This window comes from Actinophytocola sp. (assembly GCF_035634895.1).
In the GTDB taxonomy this organism is placed as follows: Bacteria; Actinomycetota; Actinomycetes; order Mycobacteriales; family Pseudonocardiaceae; genus Actinophytocola.
The window spans coordinates 1-11270 of sequence record NZ_DASQCC010000253.1 but is presented as its reverse complement, the minus strand read 5'-3'; the positions used below and the strand labels follow the sequence as shown (position 1 = coordinate 11270).

Annotated in this window: 13 protein-coding genes and 1 pseudogene; 7 read left to right on the top strand and 7 right to left on the bottom strand. The window is 71.8% G+C overall.

The window, feature by feature from the left end; translation table 11 throughout:
* From VET29_RS39045 to VET29_RS39035, 3 genes are all read right to left on the bottom strand, one after another.
* Complete coding sequence (locus VET29_RS39045; RefSeq protein ID WP_324930747.1) at nucleotides 1-525, bottom strand: barstar family protein; 525 nt, start codon at nucleotides 523-525, stop codon at nucleotides 1-3.
* A 13-nt stretch (nucleotides 526-538) separates the two neighbouring features.
* The gene (locus VET29_RS39040) at nucleotides 539-1162 is read right to left on the bottom strand and encodes a phosphoribosyltransferase (protein WP_324930743.1); all 624 of its coding nucleotides are present in this window, start codon (nucleotides 1160-1162) and stop codon (nucleotides 539-541) included.
* Between the two features lie 194 nt (nucleotides 1163-1356).
* Nucleotides 1357-2250, bottom strand: coding sequence for an SDR family oxidoreductase (locus VET29_RS39035; RefSeq protein WP_324930740.1), 894 nt, complete (start codon nucleotides 2248-2250; stop codon nucleotides 1357-1359).
* Nucleotides 2251-2375: 125 nt separating this feature from the next.
* Here VET29_RS39035 and VET29_RS39030 point away from each other — a divergent pair, with 125 nt between their 5' ends.
* On the top strand, nucleotides 2376-3263 hold the full coding sequence (locus VET29_RS39030) for a LysR family transcriptional regulator (RefSeq protein WP_324930737.1): 888 nt from the start codon (nucleotides 2376-2378) through the stop codon (nucleotides 3261-3263).
* Here VET29_RS39030 and VET29_RS39025 read toward each other — a convergent pair.
* Both VET29_RS39025 and nudC read right to left on the bottom strand, forming a co-directional pair.
* Entirely contained in the window at nucleotides 3235-3984 is a 750-nt protein-coding gene (locus tag VET29_RS39025; RefSeq protein WP_324930860.1) for a class I SAM-dependent methyltransferase, read from the bottom strand. The two genes, VET29_RS39030 and VET29_RS39025, sit on opposite strands and share 29 nt — an antisense overlap.
* Before the next feature lie 41 nt (nucleotides 3985-4025).
* The gene (gene nudC, locus VET29_RS39020; RefSeq protein ID WP_324930734.1) at nucleotides 4026-4853 is read right to left on the bottom strand and encodes an NAD(+) diphosphatase; all 828 of its coding nucleotides are present in this window, start codon (nucleotides 4851-4853) and stop codon (nucleotides 4026-4028) included.
* A gap of 62 nt (nucleotides 4854-4915) precedes the next feature.
* On the opposite strand from nudC, the gene VET29_RS39015 reads away from it, so the two are divergent.
* On the top strand, nucleotides 4916-5431 hold the full coding sequence (locus VET29_RS39015; protein ID WP_324930731.1) for an XdhC family protein: 516 nt from the start codon (nucleotides 4916-4918) through the stop codon (nucleotides 5429-5431).
* 24 nt (nucleotides 5432-5455) lie between these two features.
* Here VET29_RS39015 and VET29_RS39010 read toward each other — a convergent pair whose 3' ends face one another.
* Nucleotides 5456-6595, bottom strand: coding sequence for a hypothetical protein (locus VET29_RS39010; RefSeq protein WP_324930728.1), 1140 nt, complete (start codon nucleotides 6593-6595; stop codon nucleotides 5456-5458).
* Between the two features lie 145 nt (nucleotides 6596-6740).
* On the opposite strand from VET29_RS39010, the gene fabG reads away from it, so the two are divergent.
* The 5 genes from fabG to VET29_RS38985 are packed head-to-tail and all read left to right on the top strand — an operon-like array spanning nucleotide 6741 to nucleotide 10851.
* Entirely contained in the window at nucleotides 6741-7496 is a 756-nt protein-coding gene (fabG, locus tag VET29_RS39005; protein ID WP_324930725.1) for a 3-oxoacyl-ACP reductase FabG, read from the top strand.
* Nucleotides 7497-7507: 11 nt separating this feature from the next.
* Nucleotides 7508-7960: a MaoC family dehydratase gene (locus tag VET29_RS39000; protein WP_324930722.1), complete on the top strand. Its 453-nt coding sequence runs from the start codon at nucleotides 7508-7510 to the stop codon at nucleotides 7958-7960.
* Between the two features lie 59 nt (nucleotides 7961-8019).
* Entirely contained in the window at nucleotides 8020-9126 is a 1107-nt protein-coding gene (locus VET29_RS38995; protein ID WP_324930858.1) for an acyl-CoA dehydrogenase family protein, read from the top strand.
* Nucleotides 9123-10205, top strand: a complete 1083-nt coding sequence (locus VET29_RS38990; protein ID WP_324930720.1) for an acyl-CoA dehydrogenase family protein — start codon at nucleotides 9123-9125, stop codon at nucleotides 10203-10205. The genes VET29_RS38995 and VET29_RS38990 overlap by 4 nt, the downstream gene beginning before the upstream one ends.
* A gap of 25 nt (nucleotides 10206-10230) precedes the next feature.
* Complete coding sequence (locus VET29_RS38985) at nucleotides 10231-10851, top strand: TetR/AcrR family transcriptional regulator (RefSeq protein WP_324930717.1); 621 nt, start codon at nucleotides 10231-10233, stop codon at nucleotides 10849-10851.
* A 10-nt stretch (nucleotides 10852-10861) separates the two neighbouring features.
* On the opposite strand, the pseudogene VET29_RS38980 reads toward VET29_RS38985, so the two are convergent.
* Nucleotides 10862-11270 (bottom strand): annotated as a pseudogene (locus VET29_RS38980) (DeoR/GlpR family DNA-binding transcription regulator); the annotation flags it as partial.

Here is an 11270-nt window from a genome sequence, read left to right as displayed (position 1 = left end):
TCAGCCGCGGGTGGGCCAGCGGGTGGGGCTCCACTCGGCGCGGGTGGCGCCGAGCGGCTCGAAGCCGAGCCGCGGGTCGTCCGACTGGACCAGGCACAGCAGGCGGTGACCGACGAGCATGGCCGAGCGGGCCGTGCCCGCGATGATGTCGAGGATGACCTGCGCGGCCCGGGGCTCGCGGCCGGCGAAGGCGTCGTAGCCGGTGAACACGAGGACCGTGCCGGTGGCGTCGGGGGACGCGCCGTAGTCGTAGGTCGCGACGTCGCGCATGCAGTCGTTGAACGCGTCGAGGTTGTGGCCGTAGTAGTCCGGGAAGTCCAGGCCGGCCTTGATGTCCTCGTGGAAGCCGGCCAGGGTGGTCCATCCACCCGCGGCCAGGCCGACCAGCTGGTAGCCGTGTTCGGCGAGCCAGGCCGTGGTCTCCGCCAGGACCTCGCGACTCCGGAACAGGGTCACCGGGCCGTTCGTCGCGAGGAGGAACGCGCGATCCACGGCCAGGTCGGTGCGAAGATCGAAAGGAGCCACGCGGCCAGCGTAGTTATCGCAGCAGCGCACGCACTTCCCGGTCCGGCACCTGGGTGAAGTCGTCGTACCACTGGCCGACCGCGGAGAAGTCGGCCGGCGCCGCCGGGCAGACGATCTCGTCCGCGAGGGGCGCCAGGGCACGCAGCGACTCCGGCGGCGCGACCGGCACGGCCAGGATGATGCGCGACGTGCCGAGGTGCCGCAGGATCCGCAGCGCGGCGATCACGGTGGCGCCGGTGGCGATCCCGTCGTCGACCAGGATCACCGTGCGGTCGGCGAGGTCCGGGCGCGGGTGGCCGTGCCGCAGGGTCGCGGCCCGGCGGCGGATCTCCGCACGCGCGTGCTCGACCTGCGCGGCGAGTTCGCCCCAGGTGAGACCGAGGTCGTGCAGGAGGGCCTCGTTCCGGACGGTCACGCCGTCCTCGCCGACCGCCCCGACGGCAAGCTCCTCCCGGTCCGGCGCGCCGATCTTGCGCACGAGCACGACGTCCAGCTCGGCGTCCAGCGCGTGCGCGACCTCGGCGGCCACCGGCACCCCGCCGCGCGGCAACCCCACGACCACCGGTCCGGCCGCACGCAGGTGACCGAGGCGCGCGGCGAGCACCTGCCCCGCCTCCGCACGGTCCCGGAAGCGCATCGACGTCACCTCCACCCACCAGTGTCACCCGCGAAGCACGGTGATAGTATCGAACATGTGATCGATACCTGTCCGAGCTGTGTCGAAGTGAGCGTGCCCGACCATGTCCAGGACCCGCCACCGCTGGGCCGGGCCGCCAACATGTCCACCTCCGACCGGCGCGTGCACGGCCGCCGCGCCCGGCAGCGTGCCGCCTAGGGTCGCGTGAAGTAGTGCCCCTTCTCGAGGTCCACGATCAGGCCCGGCCGCACGGGCTGCCAGCCGAACCGCTCGCGCGTCCACGCACTCGACACCCACACGTCGCGGCGGAGGAACTGGCCGACGAAGCCGAAGTGGCCGGCCGACTCCTCGCCGGGGATGGACCGCACGGGCACGTCGAGGTGCCGGCCGACGACCTCCGCGATCTCCCGCACCGGGACGCCCTCCTCGGCGGCCGCGTGCAGGGTCGTCCCGGCGGGTGCGGACTCCAGCGCCAGCCGGAACAGGTTCGCGGCGTCGAGGCGGTGGACGGCGGCCCAGCGGTTGGCGCCGTCACCCGGGTAGGCCGACACGCCCTTCTCCCGCGCCACGTCGATGATGATCGGGACGAAGCCGCGGTCGCCCGCGCCGTGCACGGTCGGGGGCAGCCGCAGCACGGACGCGCGGACGCCGCGGTCGACGAACGCGAACGCCGTCTCCTCGGACACGAGCCGAAGCCACGACGGGTCGGACGGGTCCTGCTCGGTGGCCGGCCGGCCGGGCTGTGCGACCACCACGCTCCCGGAGGAGACGACCAGCGGGCGGCCGGAACCCGCGAGCACCTCGCCGAGCGCGGTGACGACCCGCCGCTCGGTCTCGATGGCACCGCCGTGGTTGGCGAAGTCGTGGATGAACGCGGTGTGGACCACGCCGTCCGAGTCCGCCGCGCCGCGGCGCAGGCTGTCGAGGTCCTCCAGCGAACCGCGCAGCACCTGGGCGCCGGCCGTGGCGACCGCGGCGGCACCCTCGTCCGAGCGGGCGAGCCCGAGCACCTCGTGGCCGGCGTCGAGCAGCTCACGAACGACGGCCGAGCCGATGAAGCCGCTCGCGCCGGTGACGAACACACGCATCGTGTGCACTCCTTGTCTGTTCGGACGTTGGTGACTCCACCGTGCCCGCGAAGCGTCGCCGAAATCCAAGTCCCGTTTCGAACCACGCAATACGTTCGAGGCATCACCGCAGCTAGACTGGCTGCATGTCCGACCTCGACCTGCGGCTGGTGCGGTACTTCACCGTCGTCGCCGAACACCGGCACTTCGGCCGTGCCGCCGTGGCGCTGCGGGTGGCCCAGCCGTCGCTGAGCCGCCAGATCCGCAGCCTCGAACAGCGCCTCGGCGCCCGCCTGCTGGACCGCACGCCCCAGGGCACCCGGCTGACCGAGGCCGGCGAGGTCTTCCTCCCGCTCGCCAAGGCACTGCTGCGCTCCGCCGACGAGGCGCAGGCACGCACGAAGGCCGCCGCCCGGCCCACCCGGATCACCATCGGCTACATGGGGAACCTGTTCGTCACCTCGGCCGTGCGCGAGCTGCGCCACCGGCACCCGGACGCGGACGTGCGCGTCCTGCACATGGACTGGAACGAGCCGCGTGAGGCGCTGCTGGAGCACCGGGTGGACGCCGCGGTGACCAGGATGCCGCTGGCCACCGACGGGTTGGACGTGACGGTCCTCTACGACGAGCCGAGGGCGCTGCTCGTGCCGCTCGACCACCGGCTCGCCGGCAAGGAGTACGTCACCCTCGACGACATCGCCGACGAGCCCGTGCCGAGGGTGCTCGACCCGGCCTGGAACGCCTTCTGGCGCGTCGACCCACGGCCGGACGGCCGCCCGGCTCCCGACGGCCCGCTGGTCGAGGACCTGCAGGACAAGCTGGAGTACATCGCGGCCGGGCAGGCCGTGGCGATCGTGTCGGCCGGACTACAGGCGACCGCCATCCGGCCGGAGCTCACCACCGTCCCGCTGGAAGGGGTCGAGCCGGCGCACGTCGTGCTGGCGACCCGCGCCGGCGACAGGAACCGGTTGGTCGCGGACTTCCGCAAGATCGCCAAGGCCCACCTCACCGAGCCGGCTTTCGAGCCTCGATGAGGAACCGCGAGCTGTGCGCGACGAACGGCCCTTCCGCGGTGATCCTGTCGTGCAGCTCGCGCAGTGCCGGCCGGTACCGCGCCACCGTGAAGCCGGGCACCATCCAGATCACCTTGCGCAGGAAGTACACGACGGCGCCGATGTCGTGGAACTCCATGCGTAGCCGGGCGTTCCGCAGGCCGACCACCTCGAGGCCGGCGGCCTCGGCCAGCTCGCGTGCCTTCCCGGGGTCGCGCCCTTCTTTCGGCCGCGGCCCGAGGAAGAACTCGATCAGCTCGAACACGCTGGCCGGCCCGACCTCCTGCGACAGGTAGGTGCCGCCGGGCGCGAGCACCCGCGCGATCTCCGACCACCAGGCCCGTACGGGATGCCGGCTGACGACGAGGTCGAAGGCGTTGTCGCGAAAGGGAAACGACGGCTCGTCCCGATCGGCGACCACGGTCACGCCGCGTGGCCGCAGGTTCTCCCGCGCGCGGGCGATGTTGGGTGGCCACGACTCGGTGGCCACGGTCGTCCGCGCGAGCCTCGGCACGCCGGCCAGCACCTCGCCACCGCCGGTCTGGAGATCGAGCGCGACGGTCGCCTCGGCCATCCGCTCCCCCACGAGCCGCTGGTACCCCCACGGCGGCCGCTCCTCGCTCGCGCGCCCGTCGAGCCACGAGAAGTCCCAGCCGTCCACGGAAACGGCCTCTGCCTCGGCGACCAGCTCCTCGAACGACATGGGCTCGATCCTGGCCCGCGGGATCGCCGGCCGCACCTCAATTACCGTTCGCCCAGCCAGGTCTCGACCAGGTAGGACTCGATCGAGTCGTGGCGGGTGCCGCCCTGGGCGCGGACCTCGTCGCGGGTGAACCAGTGGGCTTCGGCCAGCTCGTCGTGGTCGACGGCGACGTCCTCGGTGTCGGCACGGGCGCGGAAGCCGACCATCAGCCCGGACGGGAACGGCCATGCCTGTGACGCCTGGTAGCTGACCTCGCTCACGCGTACCCCCGCCTCCTCGTGCAGCTCCCGCCGCACGGCGTCCTCCAGGCTCTCGCCGATCTCGACGAACCCGGCCAGCGTCGAGTAGTCACGCGCGCCCCGATGCCTGGCCAGCAGGCATCTCTCGCGGTCAGGGGACTCCACCAGCATGATCACGGCCGGCGCGATGCGGGGGAAGTGCAGCTTCCCGCAGTCCGCGCAGCGCCGGACGTGCCCGGCCTGCTCCGCGGCGGTCCGGCCGCCGCAGGCGCCGCAGAACCGCTGGTTGCGCGTCCAGTGCAGCATGCCGCGGGCGTACGCGAGGGTCGCGGCCTCCTGGCGGTCGAGCTGGGGGAACAGCACGCGGATGTCGACGGCGGCCTCCGCGCCGGCCTGCGCCACCGCCGTGTCGGCGTCCAGGTCGGACAGGTCGGCGGCGAACACGGCCGTCTCGGCCGCGCCGAGGAAGACGACCTCGCGGTCGGTCGTCGGAAGGCGCACCGGCCGCCCGCCGGCGACGAGGCACTTGTCCTGCCAGTAGGCGAGGATCTGTCCGGCGTCGAGCGCGGCCGCGAGCCAGTCGGCGTCCGACCGCCGCCCGCGGTCGAGGGCCAAGCCGTTGTACGGCAAGGTAATGACGTTCTCCCGAGCGGAGCGAGCACTATTTGGGCACACGTGCCACCCTAGAGCCCATGACGATCGACGACCCGAGCTGTGCGGTAGCACACGGCGAGGCTCCCGGCGAGGTCGAGACCCGGACCCTGGTGGCGGTCTTCTCGTCCCCGGTGGCGGACCTGCTGCTGCGGTACGGGCGCGACCTCGGCTACCGCACGGTGCTGGTGGAACCCGAGCGCGCCCGCGTCACCAACGAGCAGTCCGACGCGGCCACGGTGTTCACCCACGTCCCCGGTCTCGACGAACACGCGGACGTGGTGGTGACCGACCACCACCGGGCCGAGCTGGGGCACGTGCTGGCCGAGGCGCTGAAGCAGCCGGCGCGGTGGATCGGGGTCATGGGCAACCCGCGCCACCAGGGCCCGCACGTGGCGGCACTGCGCGAGCTGGGCGTCGCGGACGGCGAGATCGCGCGGGTGCACCGGCCCATCGGCCTCAACATCGGCTCCCGCACCCCACCGGAGATCGCGATCGCGACGCTCGCCGGCCTGCTCGCCGACCGCAACGGCAAACCGGGCGGCTTCACGTTCTGAGCGACGCCGGGTGACCCCGAAGCACTAGGCGACGTGGGTGCCGCTCTTCCTGGCCAGCACCCACACGTAGTGCCACTCGTTCTCCCGCAGGACCCGCGTGCTGTTCTCCGCGGCCGCGTTCACGATCCCCCACAGGCCACCGCTGGCGCCGAGAGCGGCGACCGCCGCGGCCAGCGCCGGTCCGTACACGGCCACCAGGACCGCGCCGACCGACCCGACGACCGCGCCGGTCACGGCGACGGACCTCCGCCGGCGGACGCGTTCCATCTCCGCGCGCGCGGAACGGACCTCGTCCTTGATCCGCAGACCCAGCTTGACGATTTCGTTGTCCGACTGGACCGCGTTCAGTGACTCGTCCAGCTCCAGGAAGCTGAGTCGCAGGAAATCGCGAAAAGCCGAGTACGACGCGAACTCCTCGATGGTTATCCTGCTGAAGTCGCGAATGCTCACGCCGTCCATGAACGGCAGGTCGATCTGCAGCAGCGGCCGCACGAGCCGGCTCTTGACCGGCCGCACCTCCGAGGTGTCCACGGCCCGGCCGTCCTGGATCAGGAAATCGACCGCCTTTGCCCGTTCCGCCTCGCCGAAGCTCTCGATGTAGGGCTTGTCGTCGTCGGCGCCGAGGTGGGTCACCACCGAATAGCTGGGCAGGTACCAGGCCAGCCCCGCTTCGAGCAGATCACGCGCGCCGAGCAGCCACCGGCCCAGCTCGGTGAGATCGGGGCAGTGCATGCCATAGACGCGCGCGCTTTCGACCTGCCGCGCGGCCTGCTCGCGTTTGCGCTCGGCCAGCCATTCCGCGACCGCGTAGTCCGAGTCGGCCGGGGTGTACGCGCCGGCGTGGTACTCCCACCCCTTCCGGCGACTTTCACCGATACCGTGATAGGCGCCCTTCCAGTCATGGCACAGCAGCAGCGTGTCCGACACAAGCGCGGCCCTTTTGGTGAGCTGGTCGAAACTCTCCGCACCGGCCGACAGGCCGATGTGAAACCGGGCCCTGGACAGCTCATTCGCGTTGTCCAGGTTCTCGGTCGAGCGGTCCCACAGGAATGCGCCATAGCTCTTCGCGACGCCGTCCGGTCTGGTCTCCCGCAGCGAGCGGAAGAACTGTCTCATCTGACGCGCGACGATCTCGTTCTGGACGATCGGCCGGCGGCGGAACATATCCCCAGGGTAATCCGGGTCACCACCGGCCGCGTCCGAACCGCGCGGGACGTCACCCGCCCGTCACATCTCACTGTTGCCCGGAACGCACGCGCGAGGTAGCTTACTAAGCGCTTGCTTAGCTCGTCGAACAGAAGGAGAACCTGTGGCCCCGTCCCGTGTCGCGATCGTCACCGGCGCTGCTCGTGGCATCGGCGCCGCCATCGCCAAGCGTCTTGCCCAGGACGGCTTCGCGGTCGGTGTGCTCGATCTTGTCGAGGACAACTGCAAGGACACCGTCGCCGCCATCCAGGCCGCCGGTGGGAAGGCGCTCGCAACCGGGGCCGACGTCTCGAACGCCGAGCAGGTGACCGCCGCCGTGACCAGGGCGGCCGACGAGCTCGGCCCGCCCACCGTCCTGGTCAACAACGCCGGCATCCTGCGCGACAACCTGATCTTCAAGATGTCCGAGGACGACTGGGACCTGGTCCTCGGCGTGCACCTGCGCGGCGCGTTCCTGATGACCCGCGAGGTGCAGAAGTACCAGACCGAGCAGGGCTGGGGCCGCATCATCAACCTCTCCAGCACCTCCGCGCTCGGCAACCGTGGCCAGGTCAACTACTCCGCGGCCAAGGCCGGCATGCAGGGGTTCACCAAGACGCTGGCCATCGAGCTGGGCAAGTTCGGGGTCACGGCCAACGCGATCGCGCCCGGGTTCATCGAGACCGACATGACGGCGGCGACCGCGGCCCGCGTCGGGGTCGAGTTCGAGCAGTTCAAGCAGGGCGCGGCCGCGGCGATCCCGGTGCGGCGGATCGGGCAGCCGGAGGACATCGCGGCGATGGCGTCGTTCTTCGCGAGCGACGAGGCCGGGTTCGTGTCCGGCCAGGTGATCTACGTGGCCGGCGGGCCACAGGACTGAGGTTTCATCCGATGCGAGTCTTCGCGAATCTCGACGAGCTCGCCGCCGCGAAGGGCGAGCACCTCGGCCACGGGGAGTGGCACACCGTCACCCAGGAGCAGGTCGACCTGTTCGCCGACGCGACCGGCGACCACCAGTGGATCCACGTCGACGCCGAGAAGGCGGCGCAGGGCCCGTTCGGTGCCACGATCGCCCACGGCTACCTGACGTTGTCCCTGATTCCCTTCCTGGGCAAGGACGTCCTGCGCGTCGACGGCCTGACGATGGGCATCAACTACGGACTCGGCAAGGTCCGGTTCCCGTCGGTCGTGCCGGTCGGCTCGCGGATCCGGGCCGGCGCCGAGCTGGTCGACCTCACCGACCGGGCGCAGGGCAGGCAGGTCACCTTCCGCTGGACCATCGAGATCGAGGGCACCGACAAACCGGCCTGTGTCGCCGAGACGATCGTGGTGTACGTACCGTGAACGAGACGGAGCTGCGGGAGCTGAGCCGCGCGTTTCTCAGCGACAACGACCCGAACGCCATGGCGAGCCTGGACTTCCTCCGCGCCCGGTTCGACGCCGGGCTCGCGTGGGTCCACTTCCCCACCAGGCTCGGCGGGCTGGGCCTTCCTCGCCAGCTCCAGTCCGTCGTGGACGAGGAGCTGAGGGGCACCCCGGACAACGACCCGCGCCGGATCGGCATCGGGCTGGGCATGGCCGCGCCGACCATCCTCACCTTCGGCACGGACGAGCAGAAGCAGCGCTTCCTTCGTCCACTGTGGACCGGCGAGGAGGTGTGGTGCCAGCTGTTCTCCGAGCCGGGCGCGGGATCCGACCTCGCCGCAGCGGGCACGCGTGCCGTACGCGACGGTGACGACTGGCGGGTGACCGGGCAGAAGGTCTGGACGTCGAGCGCGCACAACGCCCGCTTCGCGATCCTGTTGGCCAGGCACGATCCCGACCTGCCCAAGCACGCCGGTCTCACGTACTTCATCCTCGACATGACCGACCCCGGCGTGGAGGTCCGGCCGCTGCGCCAGATCACCGGCGAGGCGGAGTTCAACGAGGTGTTCATGACCGACGCGCGGGTGCCGGACGCGAACCGGCTCGGCGCGGTCGGCGAGGGCTGGCAGGTCGCGCAGACCACGCTGATGAACGAGCGCGTCGCCATCGGCAGCCGCCCTGCCGCCGGCGGCAGCATGGCCGACGTGGTCGCCCAGACCTGGCGGGACCACCCGGCGGGCCACACGACCGAGCTGCACGACCGGTTGCTCGACCTGTGGGCGCGGTCGGAGGCGTTGCGGCTGGCGGGCGAGCGGCTCCGACAGCAGCTCGCGGTCGGCGCCCCCGGACCGGAGGGCTCGGCGATGAAGCTCGAGTTCGCCCGGCTCGCGCAGCGGCTGTCCGGCCTGGAGGTCGAGCTGCTCGGCGTGGACGGCCTGCGCTACGACGACTGGACGATGCGGCGGCCGGAGAAGGTCGAGTTCACCGGCCGCGACGCCGGCTACCGCTACCTGCGGGCGAAGGGCAACTCGATCGAGGGCGGCACGTCCGAGGTGCTGCGCAACATCATCGCCGAGCGCGTGCTCGGCCTGCCGGCGGAGCCCCGCACGGACACCAAGGTCGCGTGGAAGGACCTGCCGCGATGAACCTGCTGTACACCGACATCGAGACCGATCTGCGGGCCAGCGTCAGGGATCTGCTCACCGACCGCGCCCAACCGGCCGACGTGCTGGCGCGGTGTGAGACGGCCGAGCCGTACGACCTCGATCTGTGGCGTGCGTTGACGGGCCTCGGGGCGGCGTCGCTGCACGTGCCGGAGGAGCTTGGCGGGCAGGGCGCGTCGCTGCGGGAGACCGCGGTGGTGATGGAGGAGCTGGGCCGGTTCGTCGCGCCGGTGCCGTTCCTCGGCAGCGCGGTGCTCGCCACGACGGCGTTGCTGGGCTGCAAGCCGACCGACGAGGTCCGCTCGCTGCTCGACGCGCTCGGCAACGGCTCGACCGTCGCGACGCTGGCGGTCTCCCTTGCCACTGCGCCCGGTTCCGCGGTGGCGCCGGTCGAGACCGGCGAGGGGCTGACCGGGCGGGTCCGTTCGGTGGCCGACGCGTCGGTCGCGGACCTGTTGCTGGTGCCCGCCGCCGGCGCCGGCGGCCTGGAGCTGCACGCCGTCTCCGTCGAGCAGCAGGGCGTCACGGTCGAGCCGGTGACGTCGCTGGACCTGACCCGGCCGGTCGCGGACCTCACGCTCGACGGGGCGTCCAGCACGCTGCTCGCCGGACCGGAGTCCGCGGAGTCCGCTGTGGACGGTGCACTGTGGACCGCCGCCGGGCTGCTGGCGTCCGAGCAGCTGGGTGTCGCCGAGTGGTGCCTGACCACGACCGTCGCCTACCTCAAGGAGCGGCACCAGTTCGGGCGTCCGGTCGGCTCCTTCCAGGCGCTGAAGCACCGGCTGGCCGACGTGTGGCAGGACCTCGTGCTCGCGCGTGCCGTGGCGCGCAACGCCGCCGACGACCCCGGCCCGCTGTCGGCGTCGCTGGCGAAGGCCCTGTGCTCCACGGTCGCGCTGCACGCCGCGGAGGAGGCCGTGCAGCTGCACGGCGGCATCGGGATGACGTGGGAGCACCCGGCGCACCTGTACCTGAAGCGCGCCAAGGCGGACTCGATCGCGCTCGGCACGGCGGGGCAGCACAGACAGCTGCTGGCGCCGCACGCGAACATAGTCGCGTGAGGCGGGAGCGGAAGGCGGCCCGCGGATGAGCGACGCGACCCGTTCGGCACTGCCCGAGGACCCGTGGCCGGAGGTGCGGCCGGAGGCCGCTCGCCGGCTGATGGCGGCCGCCGTCGAGTCGTTCGCGGTCCGTGGCTACCACGCCACGACGACGCGGGACATCGCGACGGCGGCCGGCATGTCGCCCGCCGCGCTGTACGTGCACTTCCCGGCGAAGTCGGCGGTGCTGTTCGCGATCAGCCGCAGCGGCCACGAACGGACGCTGAAGATGGTCCGGACGACGATCGAGGAGCACGAGGACCCGGTGGACGCCACGCGTGCCCTGGTCGAGAACTTCGTGGCCTGGCACGCGAAGCGGCACGTGATCGCCCGGGTGGTGCAGCACGAGCTGGACGCCCTCACGGCGGATGACCACAAGGTGGTGCTGGAGCTGCGGCGCGGCACCGAGGGCCTGGTCCGTGACCTGATCACGCGGGGCGTCGAGGCCGGCGCGTTCACCGTGCCGGACGTCCGAACCGCGGCCCGCGCGGTGCTGTCCCTGGGGATCGACGTGGCGCGGTGGTACTCGCCGAGCAGCAAACCGTCACCGGAGGTACTGGGTAAGCAGTACGGCGAGCTGGTGCTGAACATGCTCGGGCAGCACTAGACGCCAGACGCTAGACGCGGTGGACCGTCACGCCTTCCGCCTCGAAGGCGGCCACCACCTCCCGCGGCGCCTCGCTGTCGGTGATCAGCGTGTCGATGGCCGGCGGGGGGCAGATGCGGGCGAAGGCGTGGCGGCCGAGCTTGGAGTTGTCGGCCACGACCACGACGCGGCGGGCACGGTCGGCCATCAGCCGGTTGATGCTGGCCTCGCCCTCGTGGTGGGCGTAGGCGCCGTGGACCGGGTCGACCGCGTCCACCCCCAGGAACACCACGTCCATCGTGATCTCGTCCAGGATCCGGGTCGCCAGTGGACCGCTCAGCTCGAACGACGCCGGCCTCGCCACCCCGCCCGTCACGACGATCTTGACGTGGGGGCGCACGGCCAGCTCCGACGCGATGTTCAGCGCGTTCGTCACCACC

What these genes read in the sequence shown, in the direction of transcription:
- VET29_RS38985 (WP_324930717.1), top strand. Translation starts at nt 10,231, where the DNA reads ATGAGCGACGCGACCCGTTCGGCACTGCCCGAGGACCCGTGGCCGGAG.
- VET29_RS39035 (WP_324930740.1), bottom strand. Translation starts at nt 2,250, where the DNA reads ATGCGTGTGTTCGTCACCGGCGCGAGCGGCTTCATCGGCTCGGCCGTC.
- VET29_RS39000 (WP_324930722.1), top strand. Translation starts at nt 7,508, where the DNA reads ATGCGAGTCTTCGCGAATCTCGACGAGCTCGCCGCCGCGAAGGGCGAG.
- VET29_RS39010 (WP_324930728.1), bottom strand. Translation starts at nt 6,595, where the DNA reads ATGTTCCGCCGCCGGCCGATCGTCCAGAACGAGATCGTCGCGCGTCAG.
- VET29_RS38995 (WP_324930858.1), top strand. Translation starts at nt 8,020, where the DNA reads ATGGCGAGCCTGGACTTCCTCCGCGCCCGGTTCGACGCCGGGCTCGCG.
- VET29_RS39040 (WP_324930743.1), bottom strand. Translation starts at nt 1,162, where the DNA reads ATGCGCTTCCGGGACCGTGCGGAGGCGGGGCAGGTGCTCGCCGCGCGC.
- VET29_RS38990 (WP_324930720.1), top strand. Translation starts at nt 9,123, where the DNA reads ATGAACCTGCTGTACACCGACATCGAGACCGATCTGCGGGCCAGCGTC.
- VET29_RS39025 (WP_324930860.1), bottom strand. Translation starts at nt 3,984, where the DNA reads ATGTCGTTCGAGGAGCTGGTCGCCGAGGCAGAGGCCGTTTCCGTGGAC.
- VET29_RS39015 (WP_324930731.1), top strand. Translation starts at nt 4,916, where the DNA reads ATGACGATCGACGACCCGAGCTGTGCGGTAGCACACGGCGAGGCTCCC.
- VET29_RS39030 (WP_324930737.1), top strand. Translation starts at nt 2,376, where the DNA reads ATGTCCGACCTCGACCTGCGGCTGGTGCGGTACTTCACCGTCGTCGCC.